At 71.5% G+C, this 22,409-nt stretch carries 21 protein-coding genes; 5 read left to right on the top strand and 16 right to left on the bottom strand.

Annotated elements, in window-relative coordinates; translation table 11 throughout:
• Both G6R25_RS03735 and G6R25_RS03730 read right to left on the bottom strand, forming a co-directional pair.
• A partial coding sequence (locus G6R25_RS03735) for a ParA family protein (RefSeq protein WP_163551802.1) occupies positions 1–1,021 on the bottom strand: 1,021 nt, incomplete at its 3' end.
• A 128-nt stretch (positions 1,022–1,149) separates the two neighbouring features.
• Positions 1,150–2,046 (bottom strand): maleylpyruvate isomerase N-terminal domain-containing protein, encoded by an 897-nt coding sequence (locus tag G6R25_RS03730; RefSeq protein ID WP_163551800.1) that lies wholly within the window; start codon positions 2,044–2,046, stop codon positions 1,150–1,152.
• 541 nt (positions 2,047–2,587) lie between these two features.
• On the opposite strand from G6R25_RS03730, the gene G6R25_RS03725 reads away from it, so the two are divergent.
• The gene (locus G6R25_RS03725; RefSeq protein WP_163551798.1) at positions 2,588–2,935 is read left to right on the top strand and encodes a molybdopterin oxidoreductase; all 348 of its coding nucleotides are present in this window, start codon (positions 2,588–2,590) and stop codon (positions 2,933–2,935) included.
• 53 nt (positions 2,936–2,988) lie between these two features.
• Here G6R25_RS03725 and arfB read toward each other — a convergent pair whose 3' ends face one another.
• From arfB to G6R25_RS03710, 3 genes are all read right to left on the bottom strand, one after another.
• Positions 2,989–3,417 carry an alternative ribosome rescue aminoacyl-tRNA hydrolase ArfB gene (arfB, locus tag G6R25_RS03720; protein ID WP_163551796.1) on the bottom strand — a complete coding sequence of 143 codons (429 nt, stop codon included), beginning with the start codon at positions 3,415–3,417 and terminating at the stop codon, positions 2,989–2,991.
• Between the two features lie 98 nt (positions 3,418–3,515).
• The gene (locus tag G6R25_RS03715; protein ID WP_163551794.1) at positions 3,516–3,662 is read right to left on the bottom strand and encodes a DLW-39 family protein; all 147 of its coding nucleotides are present in this window, start codon (positions 3,660–3,662) and stop codon (positions 3,516–3,518) included.
• Positions 3,663–3,815: 153 nt separating this feature from the next.
• Positions 3,816–4,607: a nuclease-related domain-containing protein gene (locus tag G6R25_RS03710; protein WP_163551792.1), complete on the bottom strand. Its 792-nt coding sequence runs from the start codon at positions 4,605–4,607 to the stop codon at positions 3,816–3,818.
• Between the two features lie 378 nt (positions 4,608–4,985).
• Here G6R25_RS03710 and egtA point away from each other — a divergent pair, with 378 nt between their 5' ends.
• The 4 genes from egtA to egtD are packed head-to-tail and all read left to right on the top strand — an operon-like array spanning position 4,986 to position 9,846.
• Complete coding sequence (egtA, locus tag G6R25_RS03705; protein ID WP_163551790.1) at positions 4,986–6,530, top strand: ergothioneine biosynthesis glutamate--cysteine ligase EgtA; 1,545 nt, start codon at positions 4,986–4,988, stop codon at positions 6,528–6,530.
• Positions 6,512–7,849, top strand: a complete 1,338-nt coding sequence (egtB, locus tag G6R25_RS03700; protein WP_163551788.1) for an ergothioneine biosynthesis protein EgtB — start codon at positions 6,512–6,514, stop codon at positions 7,847–7,849. Before egtA ends, egtB begins: the two co-directional genes overlap by 19 nt.
• A gap of 4 nt (positions 7,850–7,853) precedes the next feature.
• The gene (locus G6R25_RS03695) at positions 7,854–8,681 is read left to right on the top strand and encodes an ergothioneine biosynthesis protein EgtC (protein ID WP_163551786.1); all 828 of its coding nucleotides are present in this window, start codon (positions 7,854–7,856) and stop codon (positions 8,679–8,681) included.
• 43 nt (positions 8,682–8,724) lie between these two features.
• Positions 8,725–9,846, top strand: coding sequence for an L-histidine N(alpha)-methyltransferase (egtD, locus tag G6R25_RS03690; RefSeq protein WP_163551784.1), 1,122 nt, complete (start codon positions 8,725–8,727; stop codon positions 9,844–9,846).
• Positions 9,847–9,903: 57 nt separating this feature from the next.
• Here the strand turns inward: egtD and ilvD are convergent, their stop codons facing one another.
• The 11 genes from ilvD to G6R25_RS03635 form a co-directional block, all read right to left on the bottom strand.
• Positions 9,904–11,757, bottom strand: a complete 1,854-nt coding sequence (gene ilvD / locus G6R25_RS03685; protein ID WP_163551809.1) for a dihydroxy-acid dehydratase — start codon at positions 11,755–11,757, stop codon at positions 9,904–9,906.
• Between the two features lie 154 nt (positions 11,758–11,911).
• Positions 11,912–12,991 (bottom strand): hypothetical protein, encoded by a 1,080-nt coding sequence (locus G6R25_RS03680; protein WP_163551782.1) that lies wholly within the window; start codon positions 12,989–12,991, stop codon positions 11,912–11,914.
• A 30-nt stretch (positions 12,992–13,021) separates the two neighbouring features.
• Positions 13,022–13,366 (bottom strand): antibiotic biosynthesis monooxygenase family protein, encoded by a 345-nt coding sequence (locus G6R25_RS03675; RefSeq protein WP_163551780.1) that lies wholly within the window; start codon positions 13,364–13,366, stop codon positions 13,022–13,024.
• A 171-nt stretch (positions 13,367–13,537) separates the two neighbouring features.
• Positions 13,538–16,042 (bottom strand): replicative DNA helicase, encoded by a 2,505-nt coding sequence (gene dnaB, locus G6R25_RS03670; RefSeq protein WP_473246875.1) that lies wholly within the window; start codon positions 16,040–16,042, stop codon positions 13,538–13,540.
• A gap of 679 nt (positions 16,043–16,721) precedes the next feature.
• Positions 16,722–17,168: a 50S ribosomal protein L9 gene (gene rplI, locus G6R25_RS03665; protein ID WP_136446383.1), complete on the bottom strand. Its 447-nt coding sequence runs from the start codon at positions 17,166–17,168 to the stop codon at positions 16,722–16,724.
• A gap of 11 nt (positions 17,169–17,179) precedes the next feature.
• Positions 17,180–17,416: a 30S ribosomal protein S18 gene (gene rpsR, locus G6R25_RS03660; protein ID WP_136446382.1), complete on the bottom strand. Its 237-nt coding sequence runs from the start codon at positions 17,414–17,416 to the stop codon at positions 17,180–17,182.
• A 50-nt stretch (positions 17,417–17,466) separates the two neighbouring features.
• Positions 17,467–18,009, bottom strand: coding sequence for a single-stranded DNA-binding protein (locus tag G6R25_RS03655; RefSeq protein ID WP_163551776.1), 543 nt, complete (start codon positions 18,007–18,009; stop codon positions 17,467–17,469).
• Positions 18,010–18,072: 63 nt separating this feature from the next.
• Complete coding sequence (rpsF, locus tag G6R25_RS03650) at positions 18,073–18,399, bottom strand: 30S ribosomal protein S6 (RefSeq protein ID WP_261555175.1); 327 nt, start codon at positions 18,397–18,399, stop codon at positions 18,073–18,075.
• A gap of 244 nt (positions 18,400–18,643) precedes the next feature.
• Positions 18,644–18,946: a hypothetical protein gene (locus G6R25_RS03645; RefSeq protein ID WP_235825526.1), complete on the bottom strand. Its 303-nt coding sequence runs from the start codon at positions 18,944–18,946 to the stop codon at positions 18,644–18,646.
• A 171-nt stretch (positions 18,947–19,117) separates the two neighbouring features.
• Positions 19,118–20,314 (bottom strand): hypothetical protein, encoded by a 1,197-nt coding sequence (locus G6R25_RS03640; RefSeq protein ID WP_163551774.1) that lies wholly within the window; start codon positions 20,312–20,314, stop codon positions 19,118–19,120.
• Entirely contained in the window at positions 20,289–22,397 is a 2,109-nt protein-coding gene (locus tag G6R25_RS03635; protein ID WP_163551807.1) for a glycosyltransferase family 87 protein, read from the bottom strand. Before G6R25_RS03635 ends, G6R25_RS03640 begins: the two co-directional genes overlap by 26 nt.
• Between the last annotated feature and the right edge of the window lie 12 nt (positions 22,398–22,409).

Below are 22,409 nucleotides of genomic sequence, written 5' to 3'. Positions count from 1 at the left end.
CGCGGACCTTGACGGCGAGGTCGCGGAAGTCGGAGTAGCAGCGGCGGACGGCGGTCTGGGTGCCGCCGAGGGCTCCGTCGCCGGCGCGCAGCTCGAACATGGGCTTGCGGGCGTCGTGGGCCAGCGGGATCAGGTTGGCGTAGTGGCGCAGGGTCGCGATCTCGAAGGAGCGATCGTGCGGGCCGGGGTTGCCGCTGGTGAGCACCGAGGTCGCGAAGACCTCGGGGATGCGGTCGAGCCAGCGGTCGTGGGCCTTCGCCGGGCGGTCTGCGCGGGCGGGCGGCTGCATGACGATGTAGCCGATCGGCATCATCAGGCCGCGGGGCGCGGGGATCCGGTCGGGCACCTTCGGCAGCACGGTGCCCTGCCAGGTCGAACGCCACTCCCGCAGTGTCGGGCCGAGGTTGCGCAGGCCGCGCAGCGAGAACAGGTCGGCGGCCAACGGCATGAGCACCGTGTCGGCGGACAGCAGCGGCGCCCGGTTGATCGCGCCGAGATTCGGGCCGACATCGATGAGGACGATCTCGGCGCCGACGGTGCGGGCACCGTGGTCGATGACCCGGTGCAGCGCCGTCGTCGTCCGCAGCGCGGCGATGTCCTTGCCGAGGAAGCTGTTCGGCCAGGCGGCGGACAGCCGATCCTCGAAGACGCTCAGCTCGACGTCCCCGGGCAGCAGCCACAGGCCGTCCTCGATCATCACCGGGTCGGGCAGCTCGACGTCCCCGACGCCCTCCATGATCGGCGCGATGGCGGTCGCCATCGTTCCCGTGCCGGGGAAGACCCGCGTGGGGCGCACGTCGAACTCGACGGGCTTCGGCGCCGACGACGCGGTGTCCTCCGGCTCCGCCCACAGCCGGGTCAACTCGTCCTCGTCGAGGAACTGCGCGGTCAGGTTCGCCTGCGGGTCGAGGTCGACGGCGAGCACCCGGTGGCCCATCCGCTGGAGCATGTGGGCGAGATGATAGGCCAGCGTCGTCTTACCGACGCCGCCCTTGTTGTTGAACAGCGCCATCGTGATCATTCGCGGATCCGATCGCGCCCGCGGTCGCGCTGCCCGCCGTGTGTGACCTCACCCCGGTTGTCCCTGTTGTCCGACACGCCAGGCATTCTCTCGCCTGCCCGATTCACCGGCGTGGGCGGGAGCGCCAGTCACCACCAGGGGCCGAGCGCGGGCCAGTCAGGACGGCCCGGGTCACGGCCGATCAGCCAGGCCAGCGCGGGGATGGTCGGCGCGTCGACGACGACCAGCTCCTTCCCCCGCCCCACCGCGGTCGACGGCCGGTCGCCCGGCGCGAGCAGGACGGTGACCTCCGCCGGCAGCCGCGACGGCAGGCCGCGCACGGTCCAGGCCCATTCGACCTCGACGTAGGCGGGGCTCAGGTCCGCCAGACCGGGACCGCCGAGGTCGGTGAGGGCGAGATCGACGAGGTGGATCTCGGTCTCCCGCCAGCGCAGGAACACCAGATCCGCGAGCGTCGTCACGCCGTACGTGCTGACCCGGCCGAAGCCAGTGCGCCAGACGTCGACGTGCACGGCGTCCCAGGCCCGCTCCAGCCGGGCGACGGCGGCGGCGACCTCGGCCCGCACGGTGGCGGCGGCCAGGTCACGGCCGGCGGCGATGTCGCGGTCGCGCTGGTCCTGGCCGCCCGGGTACTGGTCGCGGACGTCGCCGCCGCTTGCGGCCTCGACCATCCCGCTGTGGCCCTCGGCATTGCGGGCCAAGTGGGTGAACAGGTGGGCGACCGTCCACCCGGGCAGGCCGGACGGGCGGCGCAGCACGCCGTCGTCCACCCGCTCGACCAGCTCCAGCAGCCGCCGATGGGCGGCGGCGCAGCCGGCCATGCGGTCATGCGGCACCACCGAGGGCCGGTAGTCGGCGCCAGCGGACCAGGCCCCCGGCGACGCCGACGGCTCGAGGGCGGTTTCCTGCGCGGGACCAAGGTCCGGGCCGCCGAAAGCCGCGGCGGACTCACGGTCGGCGGATGCGTCGGCGTCGGCGTCGGGCACGCCGAGGACGGATGGTCGGGGAGAGGGCGGGGCAGCCATACTCCCACCGTGCCCCCTGCGGGCGGCGGTACGCCAGGCGAAACGCCATACCGGTGACGAAGTTCCGTACACCGCAGGAAAGGCCTGCCACACACCAAGATCACAATTGAATCAGTAGTGACACAGGATTTTTACCGACCTATCCCTTGCTGCCGCGCACCGCTGCTGGGAGGGTCGAACCCGACTGGACAACGCCGTCAGGTCGTTGCGGTGTCGGGGTTGAGCGACAGACGGAGGCCGAGGGCGGATGCGAGCTGAGCGGTGCCGGCTGTCGGCCGCGTCGGTCTCACCGGCATCGCCTACGACCCGGCGAATACGACCAGTCCTACATCGACGCCCTGGCGGGCGGGGACCTGTGCTGCTCGCGCTCGGCAATGCACTCCTGCTGCGCCGCCGCCGCCGTGCCTGATCCCCGGCTGGGTGCCCTCTCCTGCTTGTCCGCAGCGGCCTTAACATGACAGAAACTCGGTCGAGTAAAAATCCGCAGGACACCAGATGCGCCGACAGCCTGCGCGTGGATGCCCGACGGGCGGAGGAGCGGATGTTCACCACGCCTCGCTTCCTGCAGGGAATCGTCCCGTTCGAGGGCAAGGGCCTGGACGCGCCGTTCCCGCTCAGCCCGGCGTTCAGCTACGTGGTCCCGGCCGGCGTCACCGCCCAGCCGCTGTACTTTCGCGGCGGCAACTCGACCGACGAGTTGATCTGCCTGATCCTGCAGCGCGACGGGGCGCCGATGCGCTTCTTCCCGATCGGCGCCCGCGGCTCCGTGCACGTCCCGCTGCGCGTGGTCGAGGATCTGGCCCCCGCGACCCGCATCAAGCTGCACCTTGCCGCGCCCGCGGGCCTGCTCGGCATGCTCGTCGCCGACGTCGGCATCGTCGAACTCTAGTGGGACGTACCGGGTCGCTGACCGTGTGCCCGGCCTGGCAGCCCGCGACGGGCTCAGTCCTCGGGGGGCCGGCGGTGCCGTTTCGTCGCGGACCGCTGCTTCTTCGCCTGCAGGCGCCGCTCGACAGCGCCGCGCGAGGGCCGCGTCGGCCGCCGCGATCGCGGTGGCGGGGCAGTCGCGACCCGAAGAACTTCCACCAGCCGGTCGAGCGCGGCCTCCCGGTTGCGCAGCTGCGAGCACTGCTCTCTTGCGGCGATGGTAAGCACACCGTCGGTGAGCCGGTCGCCCAGACGTGCCAGCGCGCGCTGACGCATCAGCGGCGACAGCGCCGGTGAACCGGCGACATCGAATGAGAGCTCCACGCGCGAATCAGAGGTGTTCACCGACTGGCCGCCCGGCCCGGATGAACGCGAATACCGCCAGCGCAGGTCGGCCGATGGCAGCACGAGACCCGGGCGAACCGGGATCTCACGGGGCAGCATGGCTCCCATGGTGCCCGACCGCGGACCCGACGTCAGGCGAGTTCCACGCCGACGCGCCGCTGCGGGCGCAACACTTCAGCGCGCAGCCGCGCAGGTTGTCAGCGCCCGCCGGCCGGGGACCCGGTGGTGGACGTCGCCTCCCGCCAGAGGTCGATCTCCTCCTTGCCCCGGGACCGCCGCCGAGCGGCAGAGAAAGCGGCCCCCGCGCCAGCCATCAGCGCCAGCACGGTCATCTTGCGCGCCATGTCGACTCCTTCGTCGGCGTCCTCGGCCGGGGGTGGCTCAGTCGTTCCACGGTATCCCGACCATGGCCGGCCTGTCCGCGGCGGGACCCGCCGATGGATCTCGAGCCCGAGACCGGACGGCGCCGCCAGACCGGACAGCGCCGCCAGACCGGGTCAGCGACGCAGCAGGCCGCGCAGCCGGGAGCGGGCGGGCCAGGACGGCGGCGGCCCGGACACCTCGTAGGCGGGGAAGGCCCGCTCGGCCACGTCGACCAACATCGCGACGTCGATGGGCCGCAGCACCACCCCGGCGGACAGCACGTATTCGGCCACGCCGGCGGCGGGCAGCAGCAGCACTCCCTCGACGAGGGCGAGCCCGGCCGGAACCTCGGCACGCGCGAACGCCACGACCGGTTGAACCTCCAGCTGCCAGCCGTCCGGCAGCTCGCCGAGCAGCTGGGCGGTGGCCTCCTCGCCCATCCACGCCACCAGGCCGAGCATCGCCCGCAGCGGCACCTTGCCGGCCCAGACGCCGGCCGCGTTCTGCCGAATGGGCCCCTGATGAGCGTCGGTCTCGATGACCCAGGCCCCGGACGGCCCGATGACGAGGTGGTCGATGTTGCCGGCCGAGTCCGCCAGGGACCGGTCGTGCAGGACGGTGTAACCGGCCCGGACCAGCCGGTCGAGCGCGCGGGCGGTGCTGCGCTCGGCCTCCGCGTCCTCGCGCCACGCCTCGATCTCCGGCGGGGTGCGCAGAAAGCGCACCGCCCCGACGACGCCGACCGCGAACGCCGCGAGCACCGCGAGCTGGGCAGTCACGACGCCGGGCAGCCCGGCGAAGGCGCACAGCATGGCGATGGCCAGGGCCGTGCCCACCGCAAGGGCACCGCCGACGGCCAACGCCCGATTTTGGTAATCTCCACGTTCGGCGGAATACAATTGTTTGCGCCGCAGGTACTCGGCCATGGCCGAACGTCCTGCCGATTGTCGATCGGACACGGCCGCGGTCACCACCTCCCGGCGCCGTCATGACGCCGTCGCGCTCGGCGCTGTCTCCGGGTCCAGGAACGGATCGGGCGCCAGTCCGTCACGGCGCGCTACCGGCTTTCTGGTCCATCCCGGTCACCATTCCATCGAATACACAACAGCGACAGGGTCAAGGACGTGGAATATGCGAGAGAGAGCCACGTTGGACCCACATCTATACCACTCATCGGCGAACTGGCCGAGACGACACCACAGGCAGCGGTCGGGTAGGGAGCGGGCCGTCCAGGGGAGAACCCCGGGGAACGCCCCGACCGGGCGCCGCGCCCACCGGTGGCAGCACCGAGAAGGAGCCGCAGGATGCCACGTCACGTGACACTCCGGGGATCCGGGGACGATGCGCCGCCATCGCCCCACCGCTTGTCGGCCACGCCGTCGCCAGGCCGACAGTCGCCCATCGGACAACCCTCCGCTCCAAGTCCCCCGGAGTCGGCTCACCCGGACCAGCCGATCGGCCTCGACGCGGTGCGGGCCTTCGCCACCGCCTGCGTCACCCCGGCCGAGAACCCCGCGGATACGTCCGAGATGCCGGTGGGGATCGGGAGGTCGGTGGGGATCGGGACGTCGGTGGGGATCGAGACGGAGTGGTTCGTCGTGGACAGCCGGGCGGTGCACCGAGCGGTCTCGCCCGCACGGACCCGCCGGGCGCTCGACCAGATCGTCGGCCTGGGCACCGGCGCCGCCGTGCCGGTCCTGCCAGGGGGAAGCCGGCTCACCTTCGAGCCCGGTGGCCAGCTGGAGCTGTCGGGCCCGCCGGCCAGGCTGGCGGTCGCCGTCCAGTCCACCGCCGCGGACCTGCGCCTGGTGCGGGCGGCGCTGGCCGAGGACGGCCTCGCCGTCGTCGGTATGGGGGTGGATCCGCTGCGCGCCGGGGTGCGCCAGACCACCGCGTCCCGGTACGCCGCCATGGAGGAACACTTCCGGACCGGTGGGGGGACCTCCGGCGGGGTGATGATGTGCTCCACCGCGTCCGTCCAGGTCAATCTGGACCTCGGCGCAACGCCCGCGCAGGCGGTCGAGCGGTTCCGGCTGACCCACGAGATCGGGCCCGTGCTGACCGCGATGTTCGCCGCCTCGCCGGCGCTCGCCGGCCGGCGTACCGGCTGGCGCTCGACCCGCCAGGCGGTCTGGTCGGGTATCGATGCGAGCCGCACCCGCTCCGTGCTGGACCTGCCCGCGCCGCCGGCGGCAACCGGCGACGCGGGACCCGCAACGGCGGCGCGGCCCGGCGATCTCGTCGAGCGTTGGGTGAGGTACCTGCTGGACGCGAAGCTGATGATGATCGCCGACCCGGTGAGGGACCTCGGGCCCGGCGAGGACCGCCACTTCGTCCCGGTGACCGGCGGGCACACGTTCGGGGACTGGGTCGCCGGGCGGGGCCCGGTCGAGCGGGCCCCGACCCTCGACGATCTGTCGTATCACGCGACGACGGTGTTCCCGCCCGTCCGCCCGCGGGGCTGGTGGGAGCTGCGCTACCTCGACGCCCAGCCCGGGGACGGCTGGCGGGTGGCGGTGGCGGTGGCGGCCGCCCTGCTCGACGATCCGATCGCCGCCCGGGGGGCGGCCGAGGCGTGCGCACCGGTGGCGCGGCGCTGGCCGACGGCGGCGATGCTGGGCATGGCCGACGAGCCGCTGCGGCTGGCCGCGGTGCGCTGCCTGGAGCTCGCCGCCGCCGCGCTGCGCCGCGCCGGCTGCGTCGACCTCGCCGAGGCGGTCGACATGTTCGCCGAACGTTATCCGCAACGAGGCCGGTGCCCGGCCGACGAACTGTCCGAGCGGTTCGCCCTGATCGGCCCGACCGGCCTGCTGCGCGAGGAGGCACAACTGTGCGTTTCGGTCGCCTGACCCAGGACCCGGTCACCGCGCAGGCTGTGGCCAGCGCGCTCGACCGCGCGCGGACGCGCTCGTTGGCCTACACCGACATCGACGCCGACGAGCTCCTCCGCCAGCACTCGCCGCTGATGTCGCCGCTGGTCTGGGATCTCGCCCACATCGGCAACTACGAGGATCTCTGGCTGGTGCGCACGCTCGGCGACGCCGTCGAGACCCGGCCGGGCCTCGACGACATCTACGACGCCTTCCGGCACAGCCGGGCCAGCCGAATCCGCCTCACGCTGCTCGACCCGGCCGAGGCCCGCGCCTACCTGCGCGAGGTCCGCGGCCGAACTCTCGACACCCTCGACCGGCTCGCGCCGCTGTCCGCCGACGCCGAGGAACTGCTTGCCGGCGGCTTCGTCTACGGCATGGTCATCCAGCACGAGCACCAGCACGACGAGACGATGCTCGCCACCCATCAGCTGCGCGCCGGACCGCCGCTACTCGCCCCGGGGCAGGCGCCGCCGCCCGGACGGCCCGTGCCGCGCGCCGAGGTGCTGGTGCCGGCCGGGCCGTGCACGCTGGGCACGAGCACCGAGCCCTGGGCCTACGACAACGAGCGGCCCGCGCACCGGGTGGACCTGCCCGCGTTCTGGATCGACACCCTGCCGGTGTCCAACCGGGCGCACATCGCCTTCATCGACGCCGGCGGCTACGACGACGAGCGCCTGTGGTCGGCCGCGGGCTGGCAGTGGCGCCGGCAGGAGAACCTGACCGCGCCGGCGTTCTGGTCGCGCGACGGCGAGCAGTGGCTGCGTCGGCGCTTCGGCCGGCTCGAGCCGGTGCCGCTCGACGAGCCGGTCCAGCACGTCTGCTGGTACGAGGCCGAGGCACACGCCCGCTGGGCCGGCCGCCGGCTGCCCACCGAGGCGGAGTGGGAGAAGGCCGCCGCTCACGACCCGGCCACCGGACGTTCACGGCGCTATCCGTGGGGGGATACCGATCCGATGCCGGAGCATGCCAACCTGGGCCATCGCACGGATGGCCCGGCCCCGCTGGGGGCCTATCCCGCGGGCGCGAGTCCCTGTGGGGCCGAGCAGATGATCGGGGACGTATGGGAATGGACCGCGAGTGGTTTCACTCCGTACCCGGGTTTCCGGTCCCATCCATACCGCGAGTACAGCGAGGTCTTCTTCCCGAGGCCGGGGGCGGATCCGGCGTTCCGGGTCCTGCGCGGCGGCAGTTGGGCGACGGATCGGTCAGCCACGCGCACCACCTTCCGCAACTGGGACTACCCGATTCGCCGTCAGATCTTCGCGGGCTTCCGGCTGACCCGCGACGGCGGCTGAGCCGATGTGCCGCCATCTCGCCTGGCTCGGCGCGCCGCGCACCCTGGCCCGGCTGACCATGGACGCACCGTACAGCCTGCTGCGCCAGTCCTGGGCGCCGCGCCGGATGCGGCACGGCACGATCAACGCCGACGGCTTCGGGGTCGGCTGGTACGCCCCGGCGCTGCGCCCACAGCCCGCCCGGTTGCGTCGCGCGGTGCCGATGTGGACGGACGCCTCCTACGCGTCGATGGCCGGCGCACTCGCGTCCGGCTGCGTGCTGGCCGCGGTGCGCAGCGCCAGCATGGGCATGCCGGTGGAGGAATCCTCGACGGCTCCGTTCACCGACGGAAACCGGCTGCTCAGCCACAACGGGCGCGTCGACCCCGCGGCCGTGCGGGCGCTGCTGGGCGAGCGGCTCGACGCTCCCCCGCCCGACTCCGCCTGCGACTCGGCTCTGCTGGCCGTGCTGGTCTGGGAGCGGGCCGCCCAGCTGCCCCTGGCCGACGCCGTTGCCGAGGTCGTACTGTCGCTGAGTGGCGCGAGGATGGCGGACCGGCGGGCGGGTGGCATCGTGCCGTGGGCCGGTGACTGGGCGTCCGAGCCGCCACCAGAACCGCTGGAACCGGCGGCGATCGGCGACGACGCGGCCCGGCTGAACCTGCTGGTGACAGACGGTACCCAGCTCGTGGCGACCACCTGGCGCGACAGCTTGTCCTACCGAGTGGAACCGGACGGCGTACTCGTCGCGAGTGAGCCGGACGATGATGAATCCGACTGGATCGACGTTCCGGACCATCATCTCCTAGTGGTCGACACACACAAAGTCACTCTTCGTAGTTTGATCTCCTAGATCGATTACTGTGGGTTGCACCACATCGATGGAGGGCGCCACGATGACACCGAGGACTCCGGTCACCACCCCCGCGGGTGCCCCAGACACCGCCGACACGGACGACGCGGATAGCACCGACGGCACGGTCAGCACCGACGGGACCGGCACGGTCGCTGAGGCGACGACGTTTGTGGGACTGACCCTGGACCGGCACGTGCACGCGTCGGATCGCGCCGTCAATCTGGCCCGCGACGTGCTCAGCGGGCTCGCCGCGAACCCCCGGGAACTACCGCCGAAGTGGTTCTACGACGCCACCGGCGGCATGCTGTTCGACGAGATCACCAGACTGCCGGAGTACTACTCCACCCGACGTGAACGGGCAATCCTCGACGACCACGCGAGCGATATCGCGGCCGCTTGCCCGGCCGACACCCTCGTCGAACTGGGCTCGGGCACGTCCGAGAAGACCCGGTTGCTGCTCGACGCCCTGCGCGCCGCCGGCGGACTGCGCACGTTCGTCGCGTTCGACGTCGACGAGTCCACTCTGGCGCAGGCTGGTCGCAGCCTCATCGCCGCCTATCCGAACCTGGCCGTGCATGCTGTCGTCGGCGACTTCGAGCAGCACCTGTCGCACCTGCCCAGCGGTGGTCGGCGTCTGATCGCCTTTCTCGGCGGCACGATCGGCAACATGCGACCCGCGAAGCGCGGCGAGTTCCTGCGCGCGCTGCGCGAGCAGTGCGGTTCCACCGACGCCCTGCTGCTCGGCACGGATCTGGTCAAGGACCCGGACCGGCTGGTCGCCGCCTACGACGACGGGGCCGGGGTGACCGCCGCGTTCAACCGCAACATACTGACCGTGATCAACCGGGAGCTGGGCGCGGACTTCAACATCCGCGGCTTCGCGCACGTCGCCCAGTGGAACGCGGCGGACTCCTGGATCGAGATGCGGCTGCGCGCGGTCCGCGACCAGCGGGTGACCATCGATTCCCTGGCGCTGGCCGTCGATTTCCAGCGCGGGGATGACCTGCTGACCGAGATCAGCGCGAAGTTCACCCGGGGCGGGATCACCGCGGAGCTGGCGGACGCCGGCTGGGCGGTGGCCCAGCAGTGGACCGACCCCGAGAGCGACTTCGCCGTGACCCTCGCGACGCCCTCGACCGCGCCCACGGCGGCCCCGATCTGAGCCCTGGCCGACCGCCTACGGGCACGCCCACGGGCGGGCCGACGGCCGCCTCCGACGTCAGCCGCCGAGAAGGCCGACGTCTCGGGCAGCCCCGGTCGACGCCGAGGTCGCCATCGCCGCGTAGGCGCGCAGCGCCGCCGAGACGGGGCGTTCCCGGTCCGCCGGCCGGTAGCCGCCGGCCGCCTCCAGCTCGGTTCGCCGCCGCGCCAGCTCCTCCTCGGAGACGAGCAGTTCCAGCCGGCGCGTCGGAATGTCGATGTCGATAATGTCGCCGTCACGGACGAGGGCGATCGTGCCGCCGTGCGCGGCCTCCGGCGAGACATGGCCGATCGACAGGCCCGAGCTCCCACCGGAGAACCGGCCATCGGTGATCAGCGCGCACTTGGGCCCGAGACCACGCCCCTTGAGGAAGGCGGTCGGGTAGAGCATCTCCTGCATGCCGGGGCCGCCACGAGGACCCTCGTACCGGACGATGATCACATCTCCGGGCTGGACCCGCTTGTTCAGGATGGCGTCGACCGCGTCCTCCTGGCTTTCGACGACGAGCGCCGGGCCGCGGAAGGACCATTGGCTTTCGTCCACCCCGGCGGTCTTGACGACCGCGCCGTCGGTGGCGAGGTTACCGAACAGCACGGCGAGGCCGCCCTCGGCGGAGTAGGCGTGCTCGACGGAGCGGATGCAGCCGTTCTCCGCGTCGGTGTCGAGGGAATCCCAGCGGTTGGTGGTGCTGAACGGCTCGATCGTGCGCACCCCGCCAGGCGCCGCGTGGAACAGCTCGACCGCGTCCGGCGAGGGGTCCGCGCCGCGGATGTCCCAGCGGTCGAGGAACTCCCGCAGGCTAGCCGCGTACACCGAGTGGGTGTCCTGGTCGAGCAGGCCGGCCCGGTCGAGCTCGCCGAGGATCGCCGGGATCCCGCCGGCCCGGTGCACGTCCTCCATGTAGTAGTGGGCGGAGCTGGGCGCGACCTTGCACAGGCAGGGCACGGTGCGCGAGATCTGGTCGATGTCGGCGAGCGTCACGTCGACGCCGGCCTCGACGGCTGCGGCGAGCAGGTGCAGCACGGTGTTCGTCGAGCCGCCCATCGCCACGTCCACGGCGAAGGCGTTGCGGAACGCCGCGGCCGTCGCGATCGAGCGGGGCAGGACGGCGGCGTCGTCCTTCTCGTAGTAGCGCCGGGCCAGGTCGACGACGAGCCGGCCGGCCTCGACGAACAGCTCGCGGCGGGCGGCGGCGGTGGCCAGCGTCGAACCGTTGCCGGGCAGGGACAGCCCCATCGCCTCGGTCAGACAGTTCATCGAGTTCGCGGTGAACATGCCGGAACAGGAGCCACAGGTGGGGCAGGCCGACCGCTCGATCGTCGACAGGTCACCGTCGGAGACCTCGGGGTTCACCGCCGCGGACATCGCCGTGATGAGGTCGAGCTTGGACCGGGCCGTGCCGCCGGAGATCACCGCGTTTCCGGACTCCATCGCCCCGCCGGAGACGAACACGGTCGGGATGTTGAGCCGCAGCACCGCAAGCAGCATGCCGGGGGTGATCTTGTCACAGTTGGAGATGCAGACCAGTGCGTCGGCGCAGTGCGCGTTGACCATGTACTCGACGCTGTCGGCGATGATCTCCCGCGACGGCAACGAGTACAACATCCCGCCGTGCCCCATCGCGATGCCGTCGTCGACCGCGATCGTGTTGAACTCCCGGCCCACTCCTCCGGACTCCGCAACCGCCTCCGCGACCAGGGCGCCGAGGTTACGCAGATGCACGTGGCCCGGCACGAACTGGGTGAAGCTGTTCGCAATGGCGATGATCGGCTTGCCAAAGTCGTCATCGGTCATGCCGGTCGCGCGCCACAGGGCGCGGGCCCCGGCCATGTTTCGGCCATGCGTGGTGGTTCGGGAGCGGAGTGCGGGCATCTCGACCTCGGACGTCACGTCGGCTACGCCCCGACGGGGACCACCGGCAGCGGACTGGCGATGCCACGACGGTACGCCACATCACGGGCACTGCCCTGCGCGACGACCCTCACCGGTCGGTCGGACGCCCGGGTCGGTCGGACGCCCAGGTCGGTCAGGAGTCCGGGTCGGGCTCGCCGGGTGCGGTTCGCGGTGGCCGTGGGGAGTCACCCGGACGTCGCCCCGGCGGCGGGACCGCCCAGGGGTAGCCGGCGATCCGCCGCCCGCCGCTCCGGCCACCCGCCGGGTCGGGCGGTGCACCAGCGCCGGTTGCCGACCCACCGTTCGGTTCGCTCGGACCTGCCGGAGGGATCGGACCGGTCGGACCTGCCGGACCGGTCGTGCGATCGGTATCGGCGGGATCGTGCTCGCCGCCCCCACCGGGCGCGAGACCCGCCTGCTCGTCGAAGTCCGGCGGGTAGTCCGGGATAGGCGGGATCGGCGGAAAATCGGGGATCGGGGGAAAGTCCGGGATGGGGGGTAGGTCGGCGCCCGGCGCAGACCCGCCCAGCGGCGGGTAGTCCGGAATCGGCGGGAAGCCGAGGATGGGCGGACCGTCCTCGTCTCTCGGCGGGCGGGCCCCGGGCTTCGCGGGAGGAGTTCCGCCGCGGCCGCCTGCCGCCGGCACGCCCGGCCACCCGGGCGGCGCGCCTCCCGGCTGGGCAGCGGGCCGGGGACCCTGGTAACCGGGCTGACCTGGTTGAGGAGGTTGAGCTGGATGGCCAGGGTGCACCGGCTGTGCCGGATAGCCCGGGACGCCGGGGTAGCCAGGCTGACCCGAGTAGCCGGGCTGGCCGGGATAGCCGGCATAGCCGGGTTGGCCGATCGGCTGACCGGGGTATCCCACCTGCTGCGGACCGGCGGATCCCGGCTGTCCGGGCTGCGGTGGCCCGCCGCGGCGAGCTACCTTCCGGCTGGCCGGGGGCTTACGCCGCAGCCACTGGTCCCGGATCAGCCAGACGAGTCCCAGTGAGACGACGGTGCCGGCGATCGGCCCCACCCAGGATCGAGCGATGAGCAGGTAGAGGGTTAGCACGATCGTGAAGACGTAGCCGGTGACGAAGAACGCGAACGGTCGGACCTGGATCGTGCCGATCCGCTCGCGGAGCAGGATCGCCGGTATCAGCCAGATGAGGAAGCCGAAGAAGCCGGCCGTCAGCGGCGCGACGAACAGATAGCCGAAGAACGCTTCCATGGTCAGGGGTCCAAGCGATCGCGGGGTAGGTCAGACCTGATCGGGACCGGCCGGGACGTCCACGCCGTGGGCTACGGACGGTGGGCTGACGAAGTACGGTCCGAGCGCCGCACGCCAGCGGACGAAACGGTCGGACTCCCGGAAGTTCTTCAGGTGGCTGTCCAGCGTCGCCCACTCGACGAGCAGCACGAAGTTCGACGGCGACTCGATGCCCCGGGTCAGCCGCGCGGACCGGAAGCCGGGCGTGCCGACCAGCTCCTGGCGCACCTCCTGGTAGGCGGCCACGAACTTCTCCTCGGCGCCAGGCTGGACGTCGAACTGGGCGATCTCCAGGACACCCGGCCCCGCGAGCCCGCCGTTCCCGTCGTCACTCACCGGACGTCTCCTCGCCATGCTGTACGCAGCCCATGGTCCGCATCTTCCCCGCGGTCCGCATCATCCCGGTGGTCATAGTGCCCAGTGTGTCACCGCCCGGGAACAGTGGTCCGCCGACCGGTGCAGGTGGGCACCGGTCGGACCCAGTGCCCAGAACCGGGCCCGGACGGGTCAGTTCGCCATGTCGACGAATCGCGAGTAGTGCCCCTGGAAGGCGACGGTCACGGTGCCGGTCGGCCCGTTGCGGTGCTTGGCGATGATGAGATCCGCCTCCCCTGCGCGCGCCGACTCCTTCTCGACCGTGTCCTCCCGGTAGAGCAGGATGACCGCGTCGGCGTCCTGTTCGAGGCTGCCGGACTCACGCAGATCGGAGACCTGGGGGCGCTTGTCGGCCCGTTGCTCGGAGGCGCGGTTGAGCTGGGAGATCGCGACGACGGGCACGTCGAGCTCCTTGGCCAGCAGCTTCAGTGACCGCGAGATCTCGCTGACCTCCTGCTGGCGGCTCTCCACCTTCTTCGGCGACGACATCAGCTGCAGGTAGTCGAGGATGACCAGGCGCAGGTCGTTACGCTGCTTGAGTCGGCGGGCCTTGGCTCGGATCTCCATCATCGTCAGGTGCGGGCTGTCGTCGATGAACAGCGGCGCCTCGGCCACCTCGCCCATCCGACGAGCCAACCTGGCCCAGTCGTCGTCGGTGAGCCGGCCGGTGCGGATATTCTGCAGCGACACCCGCGCCTCGGCCGACAGCAGCCGCATGGTGATCTCCATGCGGCTCATTTCCAGTGAGAAGATGACCGATGCCAACCCGTTCTTGATGGACGCCGCCCGGGCAAAGTCCAGCCCCAGCGTCGAGTTGTGAGTCGGGATGCAGGTCTCGCCCGCGAGGTAGAGATGATCGGGGCTGTCGACCTCCACGCACCGCACCGGGACCGACGCGATCGATCGGACATCGGTGATGTACCGCACCGCCGCCGTGGGGGGCCCGGTCAGCCGTAGTCGGGCAGCCTTGCGCGCGAGCCGGAAAACCTGCTCCTGGGGAGTGAAGTCCACCGCGATGCAGGTCGACGTTTCGGCCGAACTCCCCTGCACCCGCATCGTCGTGACGGTCGCCTGGTAGCCCAGCGAAAGAATGAGCTCACGCACGTCTCGGACCAGCCTCGAGCCGGCGGCGGCGAACTGGACGGTTGACCCGTTGTTCGCCACGGTGCCGCCGGTGTCCAGCAGGCCTGCCAGGAGGTCACGGCGCTGCTGCTCACTTGCCCGCAGATAGCGTGCCGGGATGTGCTTGTCGCCTGGCCCGCCGAGGGTGCATGGCGAGGCGGACGGCTCCGCGAGCAAACGCGACTTGCCCCCGCAGGACCGGCCACAGGTGCGGACTCCGGGCATCGAGTTGGCGAACGGCCGCCCACATGCCATGCAGGCCTGCTCGGTCGCCACGGGCCGCGGCAGCCCTTGTCGAAAGCGATACCTCGCGCCGACGCGGCCCACCACGTCGTCGCCTCGACGCCGGATCTCCGCGGGAATCTCTGGACCGGCCGCGGCCGGGCTTGCGCATGCTGACGTTTCGGCACCGAGCCAGGCGCCGAGCGCGTAGGGGTCGACCGGCAGCTCGGCCGCCGGCAGCTGGAATGGACCCGCGTTGCGCACGGCATGGTTGCAGCCACGACCGGCAGAGCGATCGTGCAGGGTCCGGGCGATCTCCTCCGTGGTAACCGGCCTGGCGCACACGGCAGTGCGGGAACCCGAACGAACCGCGACACCTCGACCACGCTCCGCGAAGGTCTCCGTGATCCACTGATGCTGACCGTCTGCCATGATCACGGATCCGTCGGAAAACTCGATCTCGTAACACGGCCGGCCGTGCATGACATCGGTGACGGCGACGACTCGCGTCGGCCGCCCGTCGGCACCGATGAGCATGTCGCCGACGCGGACACGGCCCATCGTGGTCCAGCCGGCCGGCGTGGGCAGCGCCGTGTCGAGGGCCAGCGCCTTACCGACGGCGGGCCGAGCCGCGACGATCCACAGCTGGCCGCCGTGCAGGCCGTTGGTCAGCTCGTCGAGGTCGACAAAGCCGGTCGGCACGCCGGTCAGTGCGCCCTCCCCGCGCCCCTGGATCGACTCGATCTCCTCCAGGGCCGGGTTGAGCAGCTCTCCCAGTGGCAGATAGTCGTCGTTCGATCGCCGCTCGGTCACCTCGTACACGGCGGCCTGTGCGCGGTCCACTACATCGCTGACATCGGGGGCAGCACCGAAGGCGAGCTGGACGATGCGGGTGCCGGCCTCGGCGAGGCGACGCAGAACCGCCTTCTCGGCGACGATGCGTGCGTAGTACCCGGCGTTCGCCGCGGTGGGCACGCTCGAGATCAGGGTGTGCATGTAGCCCGGGCCACCGACCCGTTCCAGCATGTCGCGGCGGCTCAGCTCGGCCGCGACGCTGATGACGTCGGCGGGCTCGCCGCGGCCGTACAGGTCGCCGATGACCTCGTAGACGAGCCCGTGGGCCGGGCGGTAGAAGTCCGCCGTCCGCAGGACCTCGACGACGTCGGCGATGGCGTCCTTCGACAGCAGCATGCCGCCGAGCACGCTCTGCTCGGCGGGGAGGTCGTGCGGCGGGACCCGCTCGAACTCCGCGCCTCCGCCGGCGCCGCCGCGCGAGATCTCAGTGACGCTCACAACGCGCCCTCCCCGCTCTCCCGCAAATCCAGATTCGAACACATGTTCGTACATGCCAGAGCTGCGGTCAACAGACCCCGTCGCCGTGCCGGACAGATCTCGGCCACCCGTCGACCCCCGTCACGCCGCACCCGGTCCGCCGACCCTCCGACCATCGGCCGACCGAGCGCGGACTGCCTGCCCACCGGCGTCCCTGCCCGGCGATCCGGCCACGCCGCGGCGCCCACCCGCCGACCAGCCGCGGACGGAACACGGCCCGTGCACCTGATGAACGGCCCTCCAAGCTGGCCAGGCGAGTCCGGCGGACCCAGTCTGAAGGGTCCGACCCTACGGTTCGACGAGCACCCCCACCAAAAAGTTATCCACAGACCCTTGTGGAAAAGCTGTGGGTAACCTGCCGGAACCTGGGGAAGAGCTCGGGACAGCGACGCAGACTATGTGGAAAACCAGGACCACAAGGGCATGGGACCGCTGGTACTGCAGGTGCCTCCGGCCCACCTCCTGTGGATAAGGCAGGGTGGAAGAAAGTTCGTCACGGGCTTGGTCCCGCAACGACAAACTCCCCCGGACCGAGGACCACCACTGGGGTGGGTCGGCCGGGGGAGTTCGCATCAGTCCGGGGGAGCCGCGCCTCGCCGGTGAGACGGCATGCCGTCTCGCGAGGGGCGTGCCGCCGGTCCTATGCCTTCTTGACCTGGAGCTTCACCGATGCGGTCACCTCGGGGTGGAGGTGCACGGCAACCGTGTACGCCCCGAGAGACTTGATCGGCGTAGTCAGCTCGACGCGCCGTCGGTCCAGCTCCGGACCGCCCGCCGCGGTGACGGCTTCGACCACGTCTGCCGCCGTCACCGAGCCGAACAACCGGCCTTCCTTGCCGGCCCTGCCGATCAGCTCGACCTTGAGGCCGCCGAGCTGGCCGGCGATCTCCTGGGCGTGGCCGAGGTCGCGGACCGCCCGGGCCGAGCGGGCCCGCTTGATCTGCTCGACCTGGCGCTCCGCGCCCTTCGTCGCGATGATCGCGTACTTGCGCGGCACCAGGTAGTTGCGCCCGTAGCCGTTCGCGACTTCGACGATGTCGCCCGGGCTGCCGAGGCCGGGGACCTCCTGGGTCAGGATGAGCTTCACCCCGCCACCCCCTAGCGGGCCGTGGCGGTGTAGGGCAGCAGCGCCATCTCGCGGCTGTTCTTCACCGCCGTCGCCACGTCGCGCTGGTGCTGGCTGCAGTTCCCGCTCACCCGGCGGGCGCGAATCTTGCCCCGGTCCGAGATGTACTTACGCAGCAGCGAGGTGTCCTTGAAGTCGATGTACTCGACCTTGTCCTTGCAGAAGACGCAAACCTTCTTCTTGGGCTTGCGCACGGCCGCCTTGGCCATGGACGTGCTCCTACCCCGTTGTGTCGACCGCGAGGACGACGAACGGCCGCTCAAAACGGAGGCTCGTCTGAGAAGCCACCGGCCGGCTGCTGCGACCAGGGATCATCATTAGGAACTCCACCGGCCGGAGCACCGGAGGGGACACTGGCGGGCGCGCCGAAGCCACCGCCGCCACCACCGCTGTAGCCGCCACCGCCGTAACCGGCGCCGCCGCCGGCACCGCCACCACGGGCGGCGCGGACGACCTTTGCGGTCGCATAACGCAGACTTGGGCCGACCTCGTCGACCTCGAGCTCAATCACAGTGCGCTTCTCACCCTCACGGGTCTCAAACGAGCGCTGCTTGAGCCGACCCGTGACAATGACCCGGGCGCCTTTCTGCAGCGACTCGGCGACGTGTTCGGCGGCCTGCCGCCAAATGGAACAGCGCAGGAACAGCGCCTCGCCGTCTTTCCAATCATTGGTCTGGCGGTCCAGCGTGCGCGGCGTGGAGGCGATGGTGAAGCTCGCCACCGCGGCGCCGTTCGACGTGAACCGTAGCTCGGGGTCGCTGGTCAGGTTGCCAACGACGGTGATGATCGTCTCACCGGCCATGGGCGCCCTCCCGGATGTCGGCGGTCCACAACAACGGCGGGACAGCCGTCGTCGCGGACCGGATCATGCCGCCACCCGGCGGCTCTGACGAGGCTTCTTCGGCTCGGGAAGCCGGATGACCTTCGTGCGGATGACCGACTCGTTCAGCACGAGCTGGCGGTCGAGCTCGGCGACCACATCCGGATCCGCGTGCAGGTCGATGACCGCGTAGATGCCTTCGTGGCTCTTCGCGATCTCGTAGGCGAGCCGGCGCCGGCCCCAGATGTCGACCTTCTCGACCACGCCGCCGCCCTGTCGGACGACACCGAGGTACTGGTCAAGGGACGGCGCAACGGTGCGTTCCTCGAGATCGGCAACGAGGATCACCATGAGCTCGTAATGACGTGCCAAGGTTGAACCCACCTCCTGTGGACTCGGGCGGCCACGGATTCTCCGTGGCAGGAGGAGCCGTGCTCCGGATCTGCGCCGCCGCGGACGCGCTCGGCGCCGACATCCCAGAAGGGACTGCCCGCCGGCACATCCGGACGATCTTCAGTGCACGGCGGCCGCCCCGGCAGCCGGCCGATCCAAGCGAGGGATCGGAAGCTGACCAGCAACGGACGCGTGCGCCGACACACGGCGTGTCCCGCCGAGCTTACTCGATCCGTTTCGAGGCGCTGGGCGCGCCGACCGCCAGGACCACTCGCAGCCAGGCTGTTCCCGCGCCGGCCAGGCAGACGAGATCGACCGTGATGAGCAGCCCACGCAGATGACGCGACGGCGTGGGGTCGGCGAGCGCCAGCCCGAGCACCGCGAGCGCGGCCAGGCCCGCAATACCGCCCAGCAGTCGGGCGACGGAGCGTGGCTCGATCCGCGCCGGCAGGTCCCCCCGGCCGCTGCCGCGCATGGCGCCGCCGGCCGGGCCGCCGCGCACACCGCCAGCCGGTTCACCGCTCACTACGACCCCGTCCGTTCCGGCCCGGGAGCCGCGGTCTGCGGCCCCGACTCCGACGTCAGCTCGACCTGCCCAGGAGTCCCCGGTGTCCAATGCATCGCTCTCCGTTCCTCACCCACGTCAGCGCCATCGTTGCGCATCACCCGTGCGGGGATCGCCGCGCCGCACCAGGGATCAGTCGACCCACTGCCCCTGAGTGAAGGCGACCACCAGCACCGCCATCACCGGCGCGCACAGGCACAGGTAGCCGGTTGCGAACCTCGGGTGACGCGCGGCGGTCCGCGCGAGCAGGAGGTAGAGCGGGAAGGCCACCAGGATCCCGCGGATTCCGGAGGCGTAGTAGTTCGTACAGGCCATGATCGCAGTCATCACACCGACGAAGGTCGCCTCCCCCCACCGCCGGCCTACCAACAGCACGATCGTCAGCAGCACGCCGACGACCACCGCGAGCAGCTCCCCGCGCCAGAACCACACGAAGGTCGAGGCGCCGTTGCCGTCGGTGGCAGACGACCACGTGGTCGCCCATCCCGACCAGGGCCAGTCGAGGCCGCGATGCCAGCCGTCGCGCATCGCATCGGTATAGGAGCCCCAGCCGCCGGTGCGCGCGCGCAGGTAGCCCAGGTAGGCGAGGACCGGTACCGGCGGGAGGGCCAGTGACAGCGCGGGCCACGCGAACACCGGCCGTCCCGCCGCGCGCCGGCCGACGACGTACTGCACGGCGAGGGCAACGCCGAAGGCGACCCCGCTGATGCGCGCCGACGCCGCGCCGGCGCCGAGCAGCCCCGCGAGCCACCAGTGCTGGCGGCGGGCGGCGAGCCACGACGCCGTCGCGAACGCGAGGAACAGCCCTTCGGAGTAGGCGGCGAACAGGAACACCGCGTAGGGGAAACAGATCAGGCTGAGAACTGCGAACCTGGCGGCCGGCGCCGCGACCTCGTCCGCGGCGAGCCGCCACAGCGCGGCCGCGGTGACCGCGCCGGCCAGCAGGGAAACGACGAGGCCGGCGGCGATCCAGTCCGGCACGATCACGTGGACGAGCCGGATGGCGAGGGGTAGTCCGGGGAAGTCGACCTCCGTCCGGTCCGCGTAGGCGGGGGAGAGATAGCCGTACCGGGCGACCTTGGTGAACAGGCCGACATCCCAGCGGTCCCACAGGGTGCGTAGGCCGGGGGCGTTGCGCGCCGGCGCCGAGCTCAGCGCTCGCGCCGCGGCCAGGGAGAGCAGGGCGACGGCAACCCGGCTGGCGAGCCAGAGCGGGACGGCGGCCCGGGCCGACTCCGGCAGGCGGGCCCAGCCCGAGCAGGCGATGCCGGTCAGATCGCGGGCGCTGACGAGCTCGTCCACCTCAGCCACCGGGGGGACCGGTCCCATCGTCGGCGTCCGGGGCGGCGTCCGGGGCGGCGTCCGGGCGGTTCTGCCGTGGCCGGAACAGGGCACCCGGCTCCAGCGGCTCGAATTCCGGACGCGCCGCCGGCTCGCCCGCGGCGCCGGCATCCGTCCCGGCACCGGCCTGCACCCCGGCGCCTGCCGTGGTCCCGGCGCCGGCGCTCACTCGGGCCTCGGCGGAGGCGCCACCATCGCGTCCGTCCGCGTCGCCGGTCACCGTGGGGAGCTCGCGGGCGCGGTCACGCGGCGACCTTGTCGGCCGTCCGTGCCAGCCGCCCCGCACGTCGGGCGCATGGTCCAGCACCCCCCCGGCCGGGTCATCCACCGCGCCGAGGTCCAGCGCCGCAGGCCGGTCCGTGGCGAGCCGGTCGGCCGGCTGCGCCCAGCCGCCGGTGCGGACGATGTCGGCCCACGGATGCAGGATCTCCCGGATGACGAAGCCCGCCATGATGAGCAGCACCAGGTCGCGCAGCGCCACCGCACCGACGAACCAGCCCCGGTCGATGCCGCGCCGACCCTGGGTGTCGTTGTAGATGAAGTGCATGAACCGGGTGAACAGCACCCACGCCTCGCAGGCCTGCCAGAGCAGAAACAGCCGCCACCGCGGCCGCGCGAGCGCCACGAGGGGCAGCAGCCAGATCGTGTACTGGGGGGAGAAGACCTTGTTGCTCAGCAGAAACGCGACGACGAGCAGGAACAGCACCTGCGGCAGCCGCGGCCGGCGCGGCGCGAACCAGGTGAGCAGCCCGATCGCGATCACGGCGACGACCAGCGTCGCGGCGGTGATGGTGTTCAGGGTGCCGATGGGCAGGCCGTGCTCCCGGATGCCCTGCAGGACGAGCGGGACGGCGACGGAGACCGTGATCCAGGTGGCCACCGCCGAGGCGACGACGAGGCGCCGGGTGTCGGGGCGGTGCACGATCAGCGCCGCCGCCACTGCGAGGACGACAGCGGCGGTCACGACGCAGACCAGCAGGTGCATCGGCGCGAACCAGGCCGGGTCGTGGCGGTCGGCGAGCCAGGTCGCGCCGAAGGCCACCGAATCCCAGTCGGCGCCCCGGTCGGAGTTCAGATCGACGAACCGCGCGAGGCCGTTGCGTGCCCCGTCCGGGCCCCCACCGAGCAGAGGCACCCAGTCGCCGCCGTGCCAGAACGTCGTCCAGATACTGTCGCCGACCTTGTTGTTCTGCTTGTCGAAGTAGCCGGCCACCAGCCACAGCGGCACGACCACGACGACCACCGTCACGATCGCCGTGGTGACGGTCTTCGCCAGCTCGCGCAGCTTCCCGGCGCGTAGGCAGACGAAGAACAGGCCGAGCAGGAACAGCACCGGGTAGAGCTTGGTGAGGATGCCCAGGCCGAGCAGCAGGCCGGCCAGCCGCGGGGCCCGTCTGGACCAGGCGAGCAGGCCGCCGGCGGCGAACGCCACCGCGAGGATGTCCCAGTTCGTCAGCAGATGCAGGATGAGCGCGGGGGCCAACGCGAACAGCGCCGCGTCCCAGACCCGCCGGGATCCGGCCGTCAGTGCGGTACAGGCCACCGCCACACCCGCGGCGACCATGAACAGCAGCGCGGTGAGGTCGTAGAAGACGGCCGAGCGGCGATCCATCGTGTAGTGGTCGAACACCCGCCGGCCGCCGTCGTCGTCGCGGTAGACCACCCGCGGCCCGGACGCGTGGCTCGCGGGCCAGGAGATGAGCTGCATCGCCGCGCCGATCAGCGGCGGGTACTCCGTCGGGTAGTCCAGGTAGGGGATCTTCTTGTCGACCAGGCCCTCCTGACTGTAGAGGGCGACGACGTCGGAATAGCACAGCGAGCTGTACTGGTGCTCATGCGTCCAGCTCCGGGTGTCGCGGCAGCCGATCTTCTGCGTGTAGCCGAGCACGCTGGCCACGATGGCCAGGGCCATCAGCACGCGCAGCGGAGTCAGCCAGGTCCGCCGGTCCGGGACGACCGCATGTTCGCCGGGCGGGCCGCCGATGAGCTGACTTGCCTCCGCCACGACCGGGTCCTCCCGGGCCGGGCTGACGCGGGCGGGAGGCGCCGGTGTCATGGCCATGCGGGCCATTCTCACCCAACG

Source organism: Candidatus Frankia alpina (assembly GCF_902806485.1).
Classification (GTDB): Bacteria; Actinomycetota; Actinomycetes; order Frankiales; family Frankiaceae; genus Frankia; species Frankia alpina.
The sequence above is the reverse complement of the archived record's forward strand: the minus strand, read 5'-3'. Positions and strand labels throughout refer to the sequence as shown.